Source organism: Candidatus Mycobacterium methanotrophicum (genome assembly GCF_023515995.1).
Lineage (GTDB): Bacteria > Actinomycetota > Actinomycetes > Mycobacteriales > Mycobacteriaceae > Mycobacterium > Mycobacterium methanotrophicum.
Window position 1 is genome coordinate 117,076 of the sequence record NZ_CP097321.1, and the last position, 20,064, is coordinate 137,139.

A 20,064-nucleotide genomic window follows, 5' to 3' on the forward strand; every position below is an offset into this window, starting at 1 on the left:
TATGGCAATGGATTTCGGGGCGTTGCCACCGGAGATCACCTCCGGTCGAATGTATTCTGGCGCGGGATCGGGGTCGATGCTGGCCGCGGCGGTGGCCTGGGATGGGCTGGCCGCCGAGCTGCAATCCACGGCTACCTCCTACAGCTCGGTGATCTCGAGGCTAACCAGCGGGTCGTGGACGGGTCCATCATCGGCTTCCATGGCAGTCGCAGCCGCACCATATGTGGCGTGGATGTCGGACACGGCGGCACAGGCCAAGGAGGCGGCACTCCAGGCACGGGCGGCGGCAGCCGCGTATGAGACCGCGTTTGCCGCGACGGTGCCGCCACCGATGATCGCGGCCAACCGCAGCCAGCTGGCATCGCTGGTGGCGACGAACATTTTCGGGCAAAACACCGCCGCGATCACGGCCACCGAGGCTCAGTACGGCGAGATGTGGGCCCAAGACGCCGCCGCGATGTACGGCTACGCCGGCTCGTCGGCGGCCGCCACCCAGGTAACGCCGTTCACCGAGCCGCCGCAGACCACCAACGCGGCCGGGCTAGCCGCCCAAGGCGCGGCGGTCGCCCAGGCTGCCGGCAGCTCCACGGGCACCGGTGCGCAGTCGATACTGTCCGGGATCCCCCAATTGCTGCAAGAACTCGCATCGGCCAGCACGTCGTGGAACACAACGATCGGCGGACTCCTCAACAGCCTCACCGGGTCATCATCGGCGGCATCGGTCTATCAGTCCCTGTTCGCGATCGGCTCTGGGGCGAAGGCCGTCCTGCCGATTAATGACGCCATGATCTCCACCATCTTGGGCATGGTGGAGTTCCAGACGTTCTTCTACCCGCTCGGGTTGGGCGGGGCGCTGGGTGATTTGTTGCCGAAGCTGGGCGCCGGGATGGGTGAGGCCGGCGCGCTCGGCGCAGCGCGCCTGGGCGTGGCCGCATCGGCGAGTGTGGGCCGCGCGGGCTTGGTCGGCATGTTGTCGGTACCGCCCAGCTGGGCCGCGGCCACCCCCGCGATCAGAATGCTGGCCGGGGCCCTGGCGGACACCAATCTGACCGCCCCCCCGATGGTACTGGAAGCTGACCCGGGAGGGCTGTTTAGTCAGATAGGCCTGGCGAGCTTGGCCGGATGCGCGCTTGGCAGTAGCGCCTCCCGGGTGGCCGCGACCTCGTTCAAGGGAAGCGCCAAACCGGCGCGGCTTGAGCGCGTAGTCGCGGAGTTGGCGAAACAACCCGACAATCCGGCAGTGCAGCACTGGCATACCGACTCGGCCGGACTCGAGAGTCTGGTCGCCGAACTGTCGCAGAAACCGGGCATCCATGCGGTGCACCTGTCCTCGGGCACCCAGACCAGGCCCACGCCCAAGCCACAATTGTTTTAGCCACAATCCAATTCACGCTCCGAGCCCAGCCAGTTGAGGACTGGTAGCAGAGGACGCTGTCAGCTGTTGCCTGTCGGTCCGTCCCGTACTGCTGGGATCACTGCGGCGGCCGCGGGGATCGCCGCGCCGCAATCCGATGTTCGTCATGGGCCGACAGCCATCCCTCCAGACGTGATCGCGCTCATTCAAACCACCCAGTTCTGCTCATCGAGCGGATTCGCGCGCGTTGAAACGCTATTGGCGCGACCGGTTGATCACGATGCACTCGGTGGTCGCACTCGGGCGACGGCACACCAACCAACCTGGTGAGCGAGTCGACTGCGTATGCGATATGTGTGACCTGGATGCGTTACGGCACAGGGCCGCTGCGGTCGAAGCGCTCATGTGTCGCCTCGAGCGCGTGCGGTTGCCCGACCGGCCGCCGGAACGACTCGGGGGTTGGCGCGACCACAATCCCCTGCGGCACAAAATACGCCATGCATTATTAACACAATTAAGAGCATGTAAATACGTCCGCGAAAGGGTTTTCGTTGAAATCATCGCATAGTAGCGTCGGTATATAGGTGTCGGCGAAGGGAAACATCCCGAATGACAAGGCGTATGACTGACAAAGCATATGACAGTCGCATGGATCACATGCCGACTGGACGGGATCGGCACGTAAATGGTCAGCGGGGAAGACACAAGCGGAGGGAAGGAACCTTGAAAATCACGGCCCTAGCCTCGACGATAGTTGCGGGAGTCGCGCTAGTGGCCGGGACGGCAGCCGCTGCGTCAGCGCATGCCGACCCCGGTCCCGATATCGACGAAACAGGTTTCAACGAAGCAGGTTTCCTTGCCGCACTCAACAACGCTGGCATCATCTACCACAGCCCATCCCATGCCGTCGCAGCTGGCCAAGCGGTGTGCGGGCTGATGGACAATGGCTTGTCGGGCATCGAAGTCATCGACCACGTGAAGAAGGCCAATCCGGCATTCACGCTAGACGGCGCCGCCAAGTTCGCTGCGGTTGCAGCGAACGAGTTCTGCCCCCAGCGTATGCAACATGGGTAAAGGGGAGCAGGGGCTAAACGCGTCCAGCCATCTAGGCTCTTCAATTTTAAACGGGCGGTTGTGATTTCGCTCACATAGGGCGTGTCGCTGCATAAGGAGGCCCTTGGCCTTCCGAAGTCTGAAGGTAAACATTCAGCCCCGACGTTGACCTGTGGTTCGACTTGTGTGATTGCGCCCCGCGGCGCCCCCGCCGGAATGGTTGGATTCGGTGGTGGCGGTCGGGCCGCTGTCGCGCCGCGGTCAGGCCGGGGCTGGGTCGGGTGGCATCCAGGGTTGGCCGATGATGGCCTCGCGCAACGTGCCGAAAGTGTTGCGGCCGTGCTTGGCCGCGGTGGACAGGTAGCCGCGGATGCGGTAGCGGTCTTCGGTGCGTTTCTCGCTGGTGAGCCGCCCGGAGATGTTCTGCTGGATCTTGGCCGGCCGCAGGTCGCGTTCGGCCTGGTTGGAGGTGGGCGGCACACGCAGGTCGAAGGCGAAGCGCAGCGTGTCGGCCTCGCGGTCGCGCAGGGTTTCCAGCAGCAGCCGAGCCTTGCGTTCGCCCGGACGGTCGCCGCCGCTGGTTGTCTCCGAAAGCCCTACCAGCACTCCGTGTTTGAACTCGCCGACAAGGTTGTCACGCACGGCGGGGTCGATGCCGTCGGCACCGGCGGCGCGGGCGAGGTTGGCCTGGTGGATCAGCGAGCGCAGCGCCCGAGCGACCTGGGGCGGCCATTCCGCGTCGGGGTAGACCTCGCCGGCATCGCCCAGATCCCGCCCGAGGTGCTGACAGCACAGCTGATGGGTGTGATCGCCGAGCGCGGCAGAGTCGTAGTTCTGGTAGCGGTCGTGCACGAGCACCGCGCCGTCCAGCTCGGTGATCACGGACCTCTTGAACGTGTCCAGATCCCGGTCGCCGACCAGATAACTGGTGCACCACTCGGTGCAGGCGACCAGCAGATACTTCTCGGCCTTCTTCCGGCCGAGCTTGGGGGTCCTGGGTCCGACCCGCAGCGGGGTCTCGTCGCAGCACACCGCGTACGCCAGGGTGATCAGGGCGCGGATCCGTTTGTCCACCTCGGCCAGCAACGCGGAGGCGCGCGCGAGCATGCCGTGCACGAACCCCACCGAGGGGGCGGCGCCGGTCAGCGAGTCCAGCAGCTCCACCACCCGGTGCGCGGGGATGAACTGCACCACCATCAGATACACCGCGAGAGCCTGCAGGTTCGGCCCGTACCCGACCGGCCCGGACCGGGCACCGTCGGGGCGGGTCGCGGTGTGCACCCGGCCGCAGCCGCACATCACCCGATGCTGGTCGTACTGGGTGATCCGCACTTCGATCGCGGGGATCTCGTGCTGCTGGTAGCGGTCCACGATCCCCAGATCCGCCGCCCCGGCCAGCTCCGCGCCGCACCCGCACCGCCCCTGCGGGAACCGGTCCACTCGCTCAGCCGGGCCGTCGGTCCAGGCCAGATGCGTCCCCGGGGCTCCGGGCTGCTTGCCCCTCTTCCGCCCCGACCCGCTCCGACGCTTCGGCTTCACCGGCGCCACGCGGCCTGGGGCATCGTCCTGCGACGGCGGCATCGACGAGTTGCCGCTGTTGCGCGAGAGCAGATGCTCCAGTCTGGCCAGCCTCGCCGCGGATTCCTCGTTGGCCGCGGCCAGTTCGGCGATCCGCGCGTCCTGTTCGGCGATCCGCGCCGCCTGGCCAGCGACGAGCGCGATCAGCTCCTCACGCGACATCTCCTCGGGCGCGGCCACTCCGAGATCACACCAGCCCCACCACCAACATCACCGGCGACACGCCGAGACCACACCAGCCACACCAGCACCGACAGTCACCACTGTCGCAGCGGCGCGTTCACACCCCTGACGTCGACGCGGCTGCCAATCAGCCAGCGCATCGACCACTGCACGAGCTTCCCTGATAGCCACAAACACCGACCATAGCTACGACCCGTAACGGCCTCGGCGCCACCACCCAGGCGCAGATGCCGCGACCTCACCGCCTCCGCGAAACGGCTGAATGTTTACGTCTGAAGTTGCGAATTACTCAGGCGAAGGAAGGAAGCCAAGGGCCGTGATCGACGGTACGACATTGTTGTTTGGGCTGCCAGGTGTACAGGTTGAGCGTGTCGAGCGCTGGGCAGATGGGACGCGGGTGGTGCACGTGGTGACCGCGAGCGAGACCGCGGCGGCGTGCCCGTCGTGCGGGGTGGTGTCCACCTCGGTGAAGGAGCGGGTGAGCGCCTCGCCGCGTGACATCCCCTACGGCGAAGACCGAATCATGCTGCGCTGGAACAAGACCCGGTGGCGCTGCCGGGAAGACTATTGCGAGAAGTCCTCGTTCACCGAGGCCATCGCGCAGGTGCCGCCGCGGGCGCGCACCACCGGGCGGTTGCGCGCCGCGATCGGTAAGGCGATCGGGGATGCGGCCCGCTCGGTGGCCGAGGTCGCTTCCGCCCATCAGGTGTCGTGGCCGACCGCCCACCGCGCCTTCGTCGCCCACGCCGAGGCGCTGCTGGCCGAGCCCGAGCCGGTCCGGGTGCTCGGCATCGACGAAACACGGCGCGGAAAGCCCCGCTGGCAGCGGTGCGCCACCACGGGCCGCTGGGTGCGGGTCGACCCGTGGGACACCGGGTTCGTCGATGTGGCCGGCGATCAGGGCCTGCTGGGGCAGCGCGAGGGCCGCACCGGCGCCGCGGTGATCGACTGGCTGCGCGAACGCAGCGAGGAGTTCCGCGCCGGGATCGAGTTCGTGGCGATCGACCCGGCGGCGGTCTACGCGGCGGCGATCCGCACGCCGGGGTTGTTGCCCAATGCGACGCTGGTGGTCGACCATTTCCATTTGGTCAAGCTCGGCAACGACGCGCTGACCAAGGTGCGCCGCCGCGTCACCTGGGACCTACGCGATCGTCGCGGCCGCACACTCGACCCCGAATGGGCCAACCGGCGCCGCCTGCTGCGTGCCCGGGAACGCCTGTCGGACAAGAGCTTCGCCAAAATGTGGAACGCGATCCTCGCCGAGGACAACACCGGCCAGATCCTCTCAGCGTGGATCGCCAAAGAAGAACTACGCACCCTGCTATCGACCGTGCGCGTCGGCGGCGATCCGCACCTGACCCGGCACCGGCTGCACCGCTTCCTGTGTTGGTGCATCGACTCCCAAATCCCCGAACTGCTCACCCTGGCCACCACCGTCGACACCTGGTGGTCCGAAATCAACGCCTTCATCACCACCGGCATCACCAACGCGGCCACCGAGGGCTACAACCGGCTGGTCAAACAGGTCAAACGGGCCGCCTGCGGATTCCGCAACACAGAAAACTCGGCCCGCCGGATACGCTTCCACTGCACCCGCAGACAGCGGGCCGCAACCCAGACTTCATGCTGATTGCCCGGTCAAAATCGAAGAGCCGCCATCTATGCGCTTGTGCCCGATTGAGCCAGTGCCACGCTTCATTCTGCTCTTCGCTTAGTCGCTCTCGGCGGAGTTTCTAAACAGTTACGCGCTCACCTGTAAACGGTCTCGCACGATCTCATCCAATAGCGAGCGATCCGCATCCACGCCGTGCACTTGTCCACCAAAGGGCAAACCCGTGAAACGCACGTCCCAGTCGGGTCAGACAGCCGCCTGAGTCAGCGGTTGCGCATTGCGGCAAGCGCACACCATGGGTGCCGATCTCAGGCGTGGGCTGGGACGGGCAGCCCAGCGTGCCGGCGTCGCCGGCAGGCGAGCCGAAGCACCGCGGGATGCAGGCCGAGCGGCGCCCCCACCGCGTCGGCATCGGCGTCGTGCAGTTGTCCCTGAAACACGCCGTCGGCCAAAAGATATGACGCCACCGCCACCCGGCGGGCGCCCAAGCGGCGGGCCCGCGCCACGGCGTCGGGCACCGACGGGTACCCGGAGCCGTCGCGGCACGGCGCGGCGAAGGCGATCGAAACCCGCTCGCCGACCAGCGCAGACAGCATCGCGGCCGCGGCCCGCACCTCGCCTTGCGCGTGGGGGTCGCTGGTGCCGGCGGCGGCCAGGACCACGTGATCGTCGCGACGCCAGCCCGCCTCGAGCAGCCGGTCGAGCATCGCGCGGGCCAGCTCCGACGAAGGACCGAGCGCAGGCGTCACCGTGACTGCCGGATGCCCGGACGCCGCGACGTGCCGCGGCAAATCGCAGCGGACGTGGTAGCCGCTGGACAACAAGGCGGGCACGAGCACGATCGGCTCGTCGTGAAGGGTCCCGAGCAGGTCGGCGGGGGCAGGGTCGAGGACGTCGACGAACGCGACCCGCACCGTCTCGTTCAGGACGCCTGCCATGGCCGCCGCGAGGTCGCCGATCATCCTGACGCCCCGGGGGTTCCGCGTTCCGTGGGCCACGAGCAGCGTGGTCATCTCAGTTTCCCGATCCCAGGTCCTCGTCGGGCATGTATTCCACGGCGAGGCGGTATCCGCGCTTCACTGCCGTGGCGATGAGCTCCTTGGCGCCGAGCGCGGACCGCAGCCGGGCGACTGCGGCCTCGACTACGTGCGGGTCGTCACCGCCGAGCGCCTCGAGCAGCACATCCCGCGACACGACCGCGCCGGGCTCGCGCGCTAGCAGCTTGAGCAAGGTCAGCGAGTTGGGCGACAGGTCACGCACCTGGCCGTCGACGACGGCGCAGGTGGCGTGCACGCCGAGCGTGTGCCCCGCGACGGCGAGATCTGGTTGCCGGCGGGGAAGTTCGTCGGCGACGATGCGGGCCAGCGCCCCGAGCCGCATTCGGCCGGGCAGCACGGACGGCACCCTGACCTGCTCCAGCGGGCGCGCGGTCACTGGCCCGACGCAAAACGGTGTCACGGTCGTGGTCAGGGCACGTGCCACGGACTCGCTGAGCCGCAGCTCCTCGGCCCTCATCAAGAACGAAGCGACGGCCGGCGCGGACGTGAACGTGACAGCATCGACGCTGCCGAGTGCGACCTTCTCGACCAGATCATCCAGCGCGGCGAGGTCCGCGGGCGGCTCCCAGCGGTACACCGGCACCGCGACCACTGCGGCGCCCCGCTCGGAAAGTGTGTCGCGAAAGCCCGGCATGGGGTCCCAGGCGTCGACGGCGCCGTGTAGCTGCACTGCGACCCGCCTGCCGTCGAGATCGTCGGCGCTGAGATGCGCCAGCACCTCCTCCGACGACTCCGACACCGGCGACCACTCCTCTCGCAGACCGGCCGCGCGTAGGGCGCCGGCGGCCTTCGGCCCCCGCGAGATGATCCGGGCACCGCTCAAGGCGTCCAGCAGCGCCTCAGCGACGCCCCAGCCATGGGCCGCCTCGACCCAGCCGCGGAAACCGATGCCGGTGGTCGCGATGAGGACATCGGGCGGCGTCGCGATCACGTCGTCGGTGGCGGCGCGCAGACGGGTGTCGTCGACGAGCGGCACCATCTGGATGGCGGCGGCGGTCACGACGTTGGCACCGCGGCGACACAGCATGGTCGCGAACTCGCCCACCCGACGGGAGGCGGTGATGGCCACGGTGAAGCCCGTCAGCGAAGACGCTTCCGGGCTGGTCATACAGTCGCTTTCAGTCAGGAACCGAGGCTCCGGCAGCCGCCCGGTCGGGCGGCTGCCGGACCGGTCAATGGTAAGTGACCGCTCAGGCACGGGCCGGGGCCCGCACGGGCTGATCGGCAGCCGTTGCACCTTGGCGCAGCTGCACGTACACCCGCCAGGTGACCAGAGCTGCGATCACGTAGAACGCGCCGAAAGCCCAGAAGGCGACGGTGGCGCTGCCGTTGGCCAGATACGAGGCGCGGAGCACCAGATTGATCGCCACGCCGCCGAGGCAGCCGACCGCGCCGGCGATGCCGATCACTGCGCCAGACATCGAACGCGAGTAGTCGGCCCGGGTCTTCTCGTCGGCGTCCAGCGAGCGCGACGCGGCCTCGAAGATGCACGGAATCATCTTATATACCGCGCCGTTGCCGATGCCGCTGAGTAAGAACAGGACCACGAATCCGACCACATACAGGGTCATGGTCACCGCGGTGGTCTGACGGCCCGCGACCGTCGCGGTGACGCCGAGGATCCCAACGCCACCGATCATGCCCGCAAACGCCCATAACGTGACCGTTCCGCCGCCGATCCTGTCGGCGAACCGGCCGCCGTAGATCCGCGAAATCGAGCCCAGCAGCGGGCCGACAAACGCGATCTGCGCCGCGTGCAGCGACGCCTGCGCCGCACTCTGCCCGCCCGACGCGAACGAGATCTGCAGCACCTGGCCGAACGCGAACGAAAAGCCGATGAACGAACCGAAGGTGCCGATGTACAGCAGGCTGACCAGCCAGGTGTGGCGGTTGCGCAGCGCCGCCCGCATCGCGGCGGTGTCAACGGACACGATGTCGAGGTTGTCCATGAACCGGGCGGCGCCGATCGCGCCGATCACCAGCGCCACGAGGTAGAACGCGCACACCCAGTACGGCTGTCGGTTGCCCGCGATCGCGATCACGAAAAGGCCGACCAGCTGGACGGCGGGAACGCCGATGTTCCCGCCGCCCGCGTTCACGCCCAACGCCCAGCCCTTGAGGCGCTGCGGGAAGAACGCGTTGATGTTGGTCATGGACGACGCGAAGTTGCCGCCGCCTAGGCCGGTGAGCGCCGCGCACACCAGGTAAACCCACAGCGGCTGACCGGGATTCGCGACCACGACGATCGTCGCAACCACCGGCACGACGAGTACGCAGGCGGAGAAGATGGTCCAGTTGCGGCCGCCGAAACGCGCGGTGGCCATGGTGTAGGGCAACCGCAGTACCGAGCCGACCAGCGTCGCGGTCGCGGCGACCAGGAACTTATCCGCCGCGGTGAGACCGTACACGCTCTGCGGCATAAATAGGACCATCACCGACCACAGCGACCACACCGAAAAACCCACATGCTCCGCCACGACGGACCACAGCAGATTGCGCCGAGCGATCCTCTGTCCGCCCGCCGCCCATGCGGCCCGGTCCTCCGGGTTCCATCCTGTGATCGTGTGCGATCGCGCCACCGCGGTCTCCTCCTGGTTCGGCTGTCTCGCCTCTTGAAAGTAGGGACGCAATGTTGCTTCCCGGCTGCCCGCGGTGTCGCCCCCGTGAAATCACTCTCACGCCCGGGCGCGGCGCGTTGTGAGCGAGGCGTGCTGCTCGGTCCCGGATTGGCCGCAGCCATTTCATGTGTGGGCAAGCTAAGCCACCGGGACGGTTTCGCGCGCCGGGCGGCCGTGTGTGGCGGGGCGCACATATGCCAGCCACGTCAGGGCGACGCACAGCACATAGAAGCCGAGAAAAACCCAAAACGCCATCGTCGCCGATTTCGCCGCACCGGCGTAGGAGGCCCGAAGGACCAGGTTGATGCCGACGCCGCCGAGCGCTCCGACCGCGCCGGCGATGCCGATCAGTGCGCCCGACATGGTGCGTGCCCAGGCGGCTGCCTCGACCGAGGTCATATCGGTTAGCCGGATCGATTTGGCGGCGAAGATAACCGGGATCATCTTGTAGACCGAGCCGTTACCGATACCGGAGATGATGAACAACGCCACGAACCCGATGACGTAGGCGACCATGATGCCGCCGCTGGTTGCTCCTCGGGTGGTGCCGTCGTGGCGGGTGCCGGCGATTACCAGGATTCCGGCGAACACCGCCATGGCGACAAACGAGTACAAGGTGATTTTGCCACCCCCGAGCCGGTCGGCGAGCCAGCCGCCGATCGGCCGGCTGAGTGAGCCCAGCAGCGGGCCAATGAACGCGATCTGCGCCGCATGTAACGCGGCGCCGGCGGCGGTGGTGTCAGGGGCGGCGAGGAAATTGATCTGCAAGATCTGCCCGAACGCGAAGCTGTAGCCAATGAACGAACCGAAGGTGCCGATGTAGAGAAACGAGATCGCCCAAGAATCCGGGAAGCGTAGGACCTCCAGCATGGAGCGCGCGTTCGACTTCTGGTTGTCGAGGTTGTCCATGAACAGGGCTGCCCCAAGCGCCGCGACACCGACGAGCACCAGGTATACCGCGCACACCACACTCGGCGACCGGTTGCCCAGGGTGGCGATCACCAGCAGGCCGACCAGTTGGATCACCGGCACACCGATGTTTCCGCCTCCCGCGTTGAGGCCCAGCGCCCACCCTTTGTGCCGTTGCGGGTAAAACGCGTTGATGTTGGTCATCGAGGACGCGAAGTTGCCGCCACCGAAACCGGCGACGGCGGCGACGATCATGAACGTCGTGAATGAGGTGCCCGGATGCGCCATGAAGTACAGGGTCAGCAGCAGCGGGATCAGCAACACCAGGGCGCTGACGATGGTCCAGTTGCGCCCGCCGAACCGGGCCACCGCCGTGGTGTAGGGCAGCCGCAACACCGCGCCGACGAGCGTGGGCATGGCGACGAGCAAGAATTTGCCGGCGGCATCGATGTGGTAAACGGCGGTGGGCATGAACAGCACCATCACCGACCAGATAGACCACACCGAGAAGCCGATGTGCTCAACGAATATGGACCAGATGAGGTTGCGGCGGGCGATCTTCTTGCCGCCGGCCTGCCAGGCGGGGACGTCTTCGGGGTCCCAGTCAGCAATGTGATGCTGGCCCGGCCTGGTCCGGATTTTTGGAATCGTGTCGGTCGTGGCCACCGCGGGCTCCTTAGGGTCGAACACGTCAACCGTAGGAAGGCGGCGTTGCGGTGGCGTTGTCCGCGATGAATTCCAGGTGACGGTAACCGTGCGGTGTTACCGCCGTGTGTGCTCGGGAGGTGCAGCAGTTTCGACAAGAATGGTTCCGTCGTCGGCGGCGCTGACGGCGTAGGCGCACACCGCATCATCGCCGCCGACTTCGGTGCCGGTGATGAGGTCGTAGGTGTGGCCGTGCAGCGGGCACACCACGACCCGGCCGTCCATCAGTCCGTCGGCGAGGGGACCGCCCTTGTGCGGGCAGACCGCGGCGAGTGCTCGTAAGGACCCGTCGCGCAGGCGGTACACGGCGATCTCCGTCCCGTCGACCGCGAACGCGCGGCCCTCCCCGATGGGGATCTCGTCGAGGGTGCCGACGACGTGGGAGGTCATCGGACCGGCACCTTCGGCAAGACAGTTAGTGGTAGCGACGTGCGGAATTGGCCCGGCGTAACCGGGTTTGCGCCGTCCTTCCATGGATCGCGGTAGGAGTCGATCGCCCTCTGCATCTCGGTGTCCAATCGCTGGGCGATCCCGTCGCTGTCGTCGACGACGACCGCCCGGATTCTGTCGATGCCGAGCCGCGGCACCCACGCGTAGGTGCGTTCGAGCCAGTTGGCGTTCTCCCGGTAGTACTGCAGGAACCGCCCGGTCAGCGCGATCACCTCGTCTGGGCTGGCGACGGTGGCCAGCAGATCGCCCTTGCGCACGTGCGCGCCCGCGGCGCCACCGACATAGATCTCCCAGCGTCCCCCGTCTACGGCCACCACCCCGAGGTCCTTGCATAGCGCTTCGGCGCAGTTGCGGGGGCAGCCGGTGACGGCGAGTTTCATCTTTCCCGGTCCGGCGATGCCCTGAAACCGTTCCTCGATCGCGATGCCGAGCGCGGTGGAATCGCCGACGCCGAAGCGGCAGAAATCCGTTCCGACACAGGTCTTGACGGTTCGGAAACTTTTGCCGTAGGCGAATCCCGACGGCATGTCCAGGTCGGCCCACACCGCAGGCAGGTCTTCTTTCCGCAGGCCGAGCAGGTCGATGCGTTGGCCACCGGTGAGCTTGATCATCGGCACCGCGTACTTGTCGGCGACGTCGGCGATCTTGCGCAGCTGCGCCGAGTTCGTTACCCCACCCTTCATCTGCGGCACCACCGAGAAAGTGCCGTCGCGCTGGATGTTGGCGTGCACCCGGTCGTTGACGAAACGGGCGTCGCGCTCGTCGACGTACTCGTCGGCCCACATCATCTGCAGCAGCGATGCCAACCCCATCTTCGAGTGCGCGTCCTCGCGCCCGTCTGGTGCCAGCGCGGCGAACACCGAGGACACCGAGTGCAGTCCGAGGTCGCGGATCAGCCGCATCAGTTCCGGTTTGTCGTACGGGATCCCCGGCACGTACCAGTTCGCCGACGGGTCTTCCTCGGTCACACCGCCGGCCGCCCATTCGACGATCTGTGCCACGAGGCCCTTGCAGGAACCGCATCCCTTGCCGGCGCGGGTCGCAGTCATCACCCCGGCGACCGACTTCTCGCCACCGACCACGCAGGCGACCAAGGCGGACTTACTGACGCCGTTGCAGTTGCAGACTTGCGCGTCATCGGCCAGCTCAGCGGCGCCGACCGCGGCTTCGGGGGTGCCGATGTCGAACATCAGCGAGATGCGCTCCTCGGGCAGCGGCAGCCCGCGGTCGAAGGCCTGCATGAGGAACGCAACCTTGCGGACGTCGCCAACAAGGGTGGCGCCGACAAGTTTGCCGTCGCGGATCACGATGGTCTTGTAGATGCCGTGTTTGGGCTCGGAGAACTGGACGAATTCGTCGTCGTCGTGTTCGGGTGCTTTGAGTCCCATCGCGGCGACGTCGACGCCGGCGACCTTGAGTTTGGTCGCCATCCGGGATCCGTGATAGACGGCACGCTTGTCGGTTCCGGTCAGGTGGTCGGCCAGCACGACCGCTTGTTCCCACAGCGGCGCGACCAGCCCATAGACCTGGCCGCGGTGTTGCGCGCATTCGCCGACGACATAGATGTCGTCGTCATCGATCGAGCGCATGTGGTCGTCGACGACGATGGCCCGCTCCACGGTGAGGCCGGCGCGTTGGGCGAGTCCGACATTTGGCCGGATGCCGGCGGAGACGACGAGCATGTCGCAGTCGATTTCGGTGCCGTCGGAGAAGGCGATCCCGCACACCGAACCGTCGCGGCTGAGGGCCCGCGTCGTCCGCTTCTCGGTGTGAACTGTGATGCCGATGTTCTCCACTGACCGGCGCAGGATCGCGCCAGCAGCATCGTCGAGTTGCGCGTTCATCAGGGTGGGCGGGGAGTGCACGACATCGACCGTCAAGCCCCTGTTCTGCAGGCCGCGAGCAGCCTCCAGACCGAGCAGGCCACCCCCGATGACCACGGCCTTCGACTTACCTGCCGCGTAGTCAATCATCGCGGTGCAGTCGTCGAGGCTGCGGAACCCGAACACCCCCGACGTCAGCGTCGTGTTGTCGGCCCACATGCCGTCCATGGGCGGGAAGAAGGAGCGGCTTCCGGTGGCGATGATGAGCCGGTCGTAGCGCATCGACGTGCCGTCGTCGGCTTGCACGATGCGGGCGAACCGGTCGACCCGCACCACCCGGACGCCGGCGCGCAGATCGATGTCGTTGTCGGTGTACCAGTCGACCGGGTTGAGATAGATTTCGTCGGTGTCGTCGGCGCCGGCCAGCACGTTCGAGAGCAGGATGCGGTTGTAGTTGCCGTAGGGCTCATCACCGAACACGGTGATGTCAAACAGTTCTCGGCCGTTGCGGGTCAGGATTTCTTCAACAGCGCGCGCACCGGCCATGCCGTTGCCGATCACAACCAGCCGCGCTTTCGCGGCCGGCTGCCGGCCGTCATGGTTGGCGGAGGGTTGCAGGAGGGTGGTCATCTCGAATGTCCTTCCGTTCGCAGCAGTCTCAGATTTCGACCAGGCCGAGGTCGACGATCACCGTGCCGCTGGCCCCTTCAGGGGCAGCGATGAAGACTTCGATGACGGTGTCGGCCAGCAGATCCTCGACCACCCGCAACGCCACATGGGTGGCGCCTTTGGCGGCGATCGGGAAGTAGCGCATCGGTTTGCCGTCGCGGACCAGGATCACACTGATCATCTCGTCGGTGCTGTTTCCGCCGCGGAAGTACACCGGCTGCGCGGTCGCGCCCGGCGGCACCACATAGCTCAGCGAGCCGTCCAACAGAAACGGATCGTGCAAGCCCTTCCCTTCGAACTCGAAGATCCCTTGCAGGAATCGGGGGGTGCTGCTGTCAGGCATCGGCTGTCCCACTTTCGTAATAGGGGTCGGGGTCGGTGACGTCGGCGCGATCAAGGGCGACCGCGCACACCTTGAACTCGGGCATCCGCGAGTACGGGTCCAGGGCCGGGTTGGTGAGAATGTTGGCGTTGCCCTCGCCGCCCCAGTGGAACGGCGCGAATACGGTGTCCGACCGGATGCCGGACACGATGCGGGCCGTCATCACCGCGCTACCGCGCCGGGTCCGCAGCCGCACCAGGTCGCCGGCCTTGACGTCTATCCGTCGAGCCAGCGTGTCGTGCATTTCGACCACCGCTTCGGGTTCGGCCTCGGCCAGCGAAGCGACCCGCCGGGTCTGGGCACCGGACTGGTACTGGCGCAGCAACCGGCCCGTCGTCAGGTAGTACGGGTAGTCGGCGTCGGGCAGCTCGGCCGCCCCGATCTGCTCGACTGGATGGAACTGGGCCCGCCGGCCCCTGGTCGGGAAGTCCTCGGTGAACAACCGCGGTGTGCCGGGATGCAGGGGGGACGGGCAGGGCCAAAACACGCCCTGCTCGGTTCTGATGCGCCCATAGCTGATCCCCGCATAGTCGGCCTTGCCGCCCGCGCTGGCGCGACGCAGCTCGTCGAACACCTCTTCGGGAACGTCGGAAAACCCGGTCCTGCCCAGCCGCTCGGCGAGTGCCCGCATCACCTGCAGGTCGGTCCGGACCCCCGCCGGCGGGGGAAGCGCGGCCTCGCGCAGGATGACCCGGCCCTCGAGGTTGGTCATGGTGCCGGTCTCCTCGGCCCACTGCGCGCTTGGCAACACCACATCGGCCAACTCGGCAGTCTCCGAGAGGAAGAAGTCCGATACCGCCAGGAAATCCAGCGCCTGGATCCGCTCGGTGACGTGCGCCGAACGGGGGGCCGACACCACGATGTTCGAGGCCATCACCCACAGGGCGCGCACCCCGCCGTCGGTACCGAGTCGGTCGAGCATCTCGTAGGCGGACAGACCGGGCTGCGGCAGGTCGTCGGGATCGATGCCCCAGATTCGGGCGACGTAGGCGCGGGCAACCGGGTCATCCAGGCGTCGGTAGCCCGGCAGCTGGTCGGCCTTCTGCCCGTGTTCGCGACCGCCCTGCCCGTTGCCCTGTCCGGTCACCGTGCCGTAGCCGGAAAAACGGCGCCCGGGTAGCCCAAGGGCCAGAGCGAGATTGATGAATGCGATGACGGTGTCCGAGCCGGACCGGTGTTGCTCGGCGCCTCGCGCGGTGAGGATGATCGCGTGCTCGGCGTCGGCCAGTATTCGCACCGAGTCGTAAAGATCCTTCTCGGGGACGCCGGTGATTCGTTCGACCCGGTCCGGCCAGTACAGCCGCACCACACGGCGGACCGCATCGAAACCGGTTGTGCGGTCGGCGATATAGCTTTCATCGATCAACTTTTCGCGGATCGCGATATGCAGCATGCCGTTGGCCAGGGCCAGGTCGGTGCCCGGGACGGGCTGCAGGTGTAGCGCAGCGACACGCGCTGTGCCGGTGGCACGGGGGTCGATCACGATGTGGCGGGCGCCGCGGGCACGGCCGGCGTCGAGGAACTGCATCGCCGGTGGCATCGTGTCCGCCGGATTCGACCCCACCAGCAGCACCGCGTCGGCTTCGGCGAGATCTGCCAGCGGGAACGGCATCCCGCGGTCGATGCCGAAAGCGCGTGTGGCTGCGTTGGCGGCCGAAGACATGCAGAACCGGCCGTTGTAGTCGATCGCCGACGTACCCAAGGCCACCCGCGCGAACTTGCCGAACTGGTAAGCCTTCTCGTTGGTCAATCCGCCACCGCCGAAACACCCGACACTGTCGCGACCGTAAGTGTCCCGCGACCGGTTGAATGCCTCGACGATGCGGTCCAACGCGTCGTCCCAATCCGCCGGCCGCAACGGTTCACCGCGCGAATCACGCACCAACGGCTGAGTCAGGCGGGCTGGATGATCCAATAACTCCGCCGCGGTCCAACCCTTCGCGCACAACCCGCCCAGATTGGTCGGAAAATCCTCCTGCGCCGCCAAAGTTACTGGCGCGGTGGTGGCGTCGAGTGTGATGCCACACTGCAGCGAACAATATGGACAGTGCGTCTTAGTCGGCCCCGACACCGGCGTCACCACACCAATCTCCCGCACAGTGCTCTTGGGCCATGGCAGACGTCTCCGAAGTTCGAACGCGGGTGTATAGAAGCAAAGCTAGATCTGCGGCGTTTCCGCCGTGTTGCCTACACGAGTCGGAGATAAATCCAGCCGTTTGATCAGCCGCTATGCGACCCGTGCTCTATGCCACCGGACCGGGCACAACATCGACATCCATGCCTACCCGGTTAACGTGATGGTTCACGTCGGTCTCGCCGGTGAGGTGAGCAATTTTTATCGTGTCGATCACATTGCCGGAACGTTATCCGAACAATGCCGGTTCATGGTGGGACAACGCACCGCGACGGCTCAGACATACCGGACGCAGGGCGGCCAGAATACGAATAACCAACCGCCGCAGCAACATTCGCCGAGACAACGGGGTCCACAATCCTAGACAACGTATTCCTGACGGAGAAGGCAGGGGGCTTTGTTTGCAAGCCGGAGTTGCTGGCGGCGCCACTGATGAGATGTTCGTGACCGGTATGGGGTCAGTTCCGGTTCGTATGCGGCCCAACACGAATGCGCTCACGCCTCATGGCGAGAGAGCTGGCGCACCCGCGGCCGCTGCTGGGTTATCGAGTTGTCGGCCGTGACGAAGGTCGATCCCGCCGGCGTTGACGTCCTGGTGTTGGCCGCCGCAGCAGGCAGGCGAAGCGGACATCGCATTTTGCCTTGCCGGAGTCCGAGGGACGACCAGTTGAGACCGCACTGGTAACCGTTTCACCTAAAAGGATCTGTTCGCAATCTTCCATTCCGTCGAGGATGCTGACACGGTCCGCCGTGCCTGACGAGTCCTCAGATCTGACAGCAACGGTTCTCCTCACGGCGGACGCATCGCGGTGGTGAAGTCTTCGTAGCGACTCGGCTACCCCAGCACAACCACCCTGCAACCGCCGTGTCGTCTGCTAATGGGCATCACAACGCCAAAAGGATGACGAATGCCCAGCATCTATGCGCAGATCGGCGGTGCAGAGGCACTAGAGACGGTCGTCGAGGACTTTTATGACCGGGTACTCGCCGATGACGAATTGGCCAGCTTCTTCACCGGCACGAACATGGCGCGCCTCAAAGGTAAACAAGTGGAGTTTTTCGCCGCCGCCCTTGGCGGCCCCGAACCCTACACCGGAGCGTCGATGAGCCAGGTCCACCAGGGCCGCGGAATCACCATGCATCACTTCAACCTGGTCGCCGGACATCTCAGCGACAGCCTGAGCGCGGCCGGCGTTCCGGGTGACACCGTCGAACAGATTATTGGTGCGATCGCTCCGCTGGCCTCCGATATCGCCAGCGTGCACGCCTGACTGCCCAGGCGCTCACCACCGACTGCGCGATTCGACCCAGGCCGCGGGCTGTTCCTGACCACCGAGGCCATTGTTGCCGACAAGCCGGAGAAGGCGGCCGCTCCCGCGGCCGACCCGACCGGCGGCATGGGCGGCAAGGACTTCTAGGTTCGGCTACGAAAGCCCGGTCCCCATCTGGCGACCGGGCTTTCGTTTCGCGTCTAGCGCCGTGGACCCGCCGCTCTACGGCTCGGAGAACACCACGCAGTCGTGCAGGCAGCCTTTCGCGCTCGCGGGCGAGTCCGCGTTCCGATGCAGCAGCGCGCGGCTCGGCACGACCTCGAGCGCAGTGGTGTCATCACCGGAGTCCGTCACCTCGGCCCGTCCGTCGACGATGAGCGAGTAGCCGCCCGGCTCGCGCGGTGGCCACAACAGGGTGACGTCGTTACGATCGGCAAGGTTATTGCGGGTACGCCCCCTGATGAGCCCGACGTCCATTTTGCCGTCGCGCAGCACCGGTTCGACCGTCACCGTATGCACGCGATAGCCGTCATCGACGGTGATGAGATAGGCAAACCGGTAATCGCCCAAGGCAGCGGCCAGGCGTTTGAGATCCACTTTCTTCGCGCTCTTCGCGCCCATGTTGCAACCCTAGCTGTAGCTAGCGATCCTCGGTCGCTAGAACTTCGACAGTGCCTTGAGTTTTCCGCTGTTTCGGGTAGTAGGGCGAGCCTGGTCGATGGTGTCTGTGAGGTGAATGTCGATGGTGTGCAAGGCCTTTCGTAGCAATAGCGCGGCGAGGAGGGGGCGCAGCAGCCGGTCGTGCAGTTTGGTCTAGAAGATCGCGAACCGGAGTGCATCGCCGGTGAGCCGGTAGCGATTCTTAGCGGAGATGCGGGTGACGAGCCCGCTGATACGCAACCGGGCCAGATCGTAGCTGGGATGCGCGTGCCGAGTCTCGCCCGGGGGATATGCGATGGACAGCGTGAGTGTTGACTGTCCTGCCCGGATTTAGGTTGCGGTCGCGCACCGAGCGACCGTGATATCACGCGGGTGACCGACACTATCGGCGTGATCAAAAAGCGCCAGCCACACGTCGAAGTGTGCGTCTGCCGTGGAGTCCTCAAACCAGAGAAGGCCGAGAGACTGCGAGATGCCGGTGACCTTCCACAGTGTGGTGCCTGCCGACCCACACGGAAGCACTGTCGGTTGAAGTGAGCCTGTGCCGGCGGCGCCAGGGGCTACCCTCGCGGCCAATAAGCGCGGTAGGTGCGCCTGGCCTGCCACCGCGTGATAACGCCAGGCATCGCGGTATCGCTCCGAACTGCGGTCCGGCACCGCTTCGGCGTCAGCCAGGGGAAGGTTATGGGATGTCGATGACGGCGCGTCGAGGTGTGCGAGGGCCTTCGCGCCGCGCGAGAGCGGAGGCACGCACCGCCAGTCGGCTTCTGGCCACGGTGGTTTCGGTGGCCGGTCTTGTGGTTGCGGCGTGCGGTGCCCAAACCTCCGGCAGTGACCACCAGACCCGCCACCCCAGTGGCGCGGCGATCCTCAATACGACGACCGTCGGAGAGCTCGTGGCAGCCTTCACCGATGCGGGGCTCGCGGTGCCGAACGCCCACGATGTCGGGCCGCAGAAATGTCCGCAGATCGGCTGTATTGACGCCGTGGACACCGACACCGTCGATCGCCCAACTCGCCATGGGCGTGTCCGCGATGTATTGAGCAAGTTCTGAGAGGCGGCGAGACGAGTCTGTCCTACCACGTGGCGCGACTGCGGCACGGTCGAGGCCGAGGGTTGATATCGCGATCAGGACAGCCGCTGCAACTTGACGCGACCAGTCGGTGCGCCATTCCCAGCGCCCGGTCCGGATTCGACGGAACTGGTTCGACAGTGCGCTTGGCATAGCCACTGATCAACTCTTTCGCAAAGTCGATGGCACGGTCGTTGGTGGCCTGACGGGCGTCGACGAAGTGATCGTGCGCCACGTCGGCAGGCAGGGCTTCATAAAGCGCGTCCCCAACCTGGTGGATGATGTTCGCAGCAACAGCCTCTAACTGGCGATCACCGTCAGTCATTCGGGCGCCGTTCAGCTCATTCATCTTGTCTCCCTTCTGATCTACCGTTACCGGAGAGCTCATAGGCACTAGCGAGGCTGGCTGACGTTCGATCGACTGTCCAAAGACCGCATTCAGTACAGATGCCCGTATTGAAAGATCATCTCTCGCAGTCGTGAACATCTCGCCCAACTCCTGTCTTGTTGGTACCGCCACCGGAGCGGCGTT

General features: G+C 66.2%; 16 protein-coding genes and 1 pseudogene. 6 read left to right on the forward strand and 11 right to left on the reverse strand.

Annotated elements, in window-relative coordinates:
• Positions 1–7 precede the first annotated feature (7 nt).
• Entirely contained in the window at positions 8–1,375 is a 1,368-nt protein-coding gene (locus tag M5I08_RS25260; RefSeq protein WP_219070726.1) for a PPE family protein, read from the forward strand.
• 702 nt (positions 1,376–2,077) lie between these two features.
• Positions 2,078–2,428, forward strand: a complete 351-nt coding sequence (locus tag M5I08_RS25265) for a DUF732 domain-containing protein (protein WP_219070728.1) — start codon at positions 2,078–2,080, stop codon at positions 2,426–2,428.
• Between the two features lie 240 nt (positions 2,429–2,668).
• Here the strand turns inward: M5I08_RS25265 and tnpC are convergent, their stop codons facing one another.
• A complete protein-coding gene (gene tnpC, locus M5I08_RS25270; RefSeq protein ID WP_249762852.1) occupies positions 2,669–4,165 on the reverse strand; it encodes an IS66 family transposase in 1,497 nt (498 codons plus the stop codon).
• A gap of 265 nt (positions 4,166–4,430) precedes the next feature.
• Between tnpC and M5I08_RS25275 the strand changes: the two genes are divergently transcribed.
• Positions 4,431–5,798 carry an ISL3 family transposase gene (locus M5I08_RS25275; RefSeq protein WP_249763504.1) on the forward strand — a complete coding sequence of 456 codons (1,368 nt, stop codon included), beginning with the start codon at positions 4,431–4,433 and terminating at the stop codon, positions 5,796–5,798.
• 290 nt (positions 5,799–6,088) lie between these two features.
• Here M5I08_RS25275 and M5I08_RS25280 read toward each other — a convergent pair whose 3' ends face one another.
• The 8 genes from M5I08_RS25280 to M5I08_RS25315 form a co-directional block, all read right to left on the reverse strand.
• On the reverse strand, positions 6,089–6,793 hold the full coding sequence (locus tag M5I08_RS25280) for a sirohydrochlorin chelatase (RefSeq protein WP_219070148.1): 705 nt from the start codon (positions 6,791–6,793) through the stop codon (positions 6,089–6,091).
• 1 nt (position 6,794) lies between these two features.
• Entirely contained in the window at positions 6,795–7,946 is a 1,152-nt protein-coding gene (locus tag M5I08_RS25285; RefSeq protein WP_219070150.1) for a uroporphyrinogen-III synthase, read from the reverse strand.
• Positions 7,947–8,028: 82 nt separating this feature from the next.
• Positions 8,029–9,417 carry a nitrate/nitrite transporter gene (locus M5I08_RS25290; RefSeq protein WP_219070152.1) on the reverse strand — a complete coding sequence of 463 codons (1,389 nt, stop codon included), beginning with the start codon at positions 9,415–9,417 and terminating at the stop codon, positions 8,029–8,031.
• A gap of 177 nt (positions 9,418–9,594) precedes the next feature.
• Positions 9,595–11,013, reverse strand: a complete 1,419-nt coding sequence (locus M5I08_RS25295; RefSeq protein ID WP_219070167.1) for an MFS transporter — start codon at positions 11,011–11,013, stop codon at positions 9,595–9,597.
• A gap of 114 nt (positions 11,014–11,127) precedes the next feature.
• On the reverse strand, positions 11,128–11,460 hold the full coding sequence (locus M5I08_RS25300; RefSeq protein ID WP_219070153.1) for a Rieske (2Fe-2S) protein: 333 nt from the start codon (positions 11,458–11,460) through the stop codon (positions 11,128–11,130).
• A complete protein-coding gene (gene nirB / locus M5I08_RS25305; RefSeq protein WP_219070155.1) occupies positions 11,457–13,973 on the reverse strand; it encodes a nitrite reductase large subunit NirB in 2,517 nt (838 codons plus the stop codon). Before nirB ends, M5I08_RS25300 begins: the two co-directional genes overlap by 4 nt.
• 28 nt (positions 13,974–14,001) lie before the next feature.
• Positions 14,002–14,355 (reverse strand): molybdopterin oxidoreductase, encoded by a 354-nt coding sequence (locus M5I08_RS25310; RefSeq protein WP_219070157.1) that lies wholly within the window; start codon positions 14,353–14,355, stop codon positions 14,002–14,004.
• Positions 14,348–16,492: a molybdopterin oxidoreductase family protein gene (locus tag M5I08_RS25315; protein ID WP_249763505.1), complete on the reverse strand. Its 2,145-nt coding sequence runs from the start codon at positions 16,490–16,492 to the stop codon at positions 14,348–14,350. Before M5I08_RS25315 ends, M5I08_RS25310 begins: the two co-directional genes overlap by 8 nt.
• Positions 16,493–17,436: 944 nt before the next feature.
• Here M5I08_RS25315 and M5I08_RS25320 point away from each other — a divergent pair.
• Together M5I08_RS25320 and M5I08_RS27195 are read left to right on the forward strand one after the other, a co-directional pair.
• Entirely contained in the window at positions 17,437–17,799 is a 363-nt protein-coding gene (locus M5I08_RS25320; protein WP_219070159.1) for a group I truncated hemoglobin, read from the forward strand.
• Between the two features lie 45 nt (positions 17,800–17,844).
• Positions 17,845–17,946, forward strand: a pseudogene (locus tag M5I08_RS27195) (hypothetical protein); the annotation flags it as partial.
• Between the two features lie 75 nt (positions 17,947–18,021).
• On the opposite strand, the gene M5I08_RS25325 reads toward M5I08_RS27195, so the two are convergent.
• The gene (locus M5I08_RS25325) at positions 18,022–18,420 is read right to left on the reverse strand and encodes a pyridoxamine 5'-phosphate oxidase family protein (RefSeq protein ID WP_219070161.1); all 399 of its coding nucleotides are present in this window, start codon (positions 18,418–18,420) and stop codon (positions 18,022–18,024) included.
• Positions 18,421–19,235: 815 nt separating this feature from the next.
• Between M5I08_RS25325 and M5I08_RS25330 the strand changes: the two genes are divergently transcribed.
• Positions 19,236–19,514 carry a hypothetical protein gene (locus tag M5I08_RS25330; RefSeq protein ID WP_249763506.1) on the forward strand — a complete coding sequence of 93 codons (279 nt, stop codon included), beginning with the start codon at positions 19,236–19,238 and terminating at the stop codon, positions 19,512–19,514.
• Positions 19,515–19,536: 22 nt separating this feature from the next.
• On the opposite strand, the gene M5I08_RS25335 is transcribed toward M5I08_RS25330, so the two are convergent.
• The gene (locus tag M5I08_RS25335) at positions 19,537–20,019 is read right to left on the reverse strand and encodes a hypothetical protein (RefSeq protein WP_219070165.1); all 483 of its coding nucleotides are present in this window, start codon (positions 20,017–20,019) and stop codon (positions 19,537–19,539) included.
• Positions 20,020–20,064: the final 45 nt, after the last annotated feature.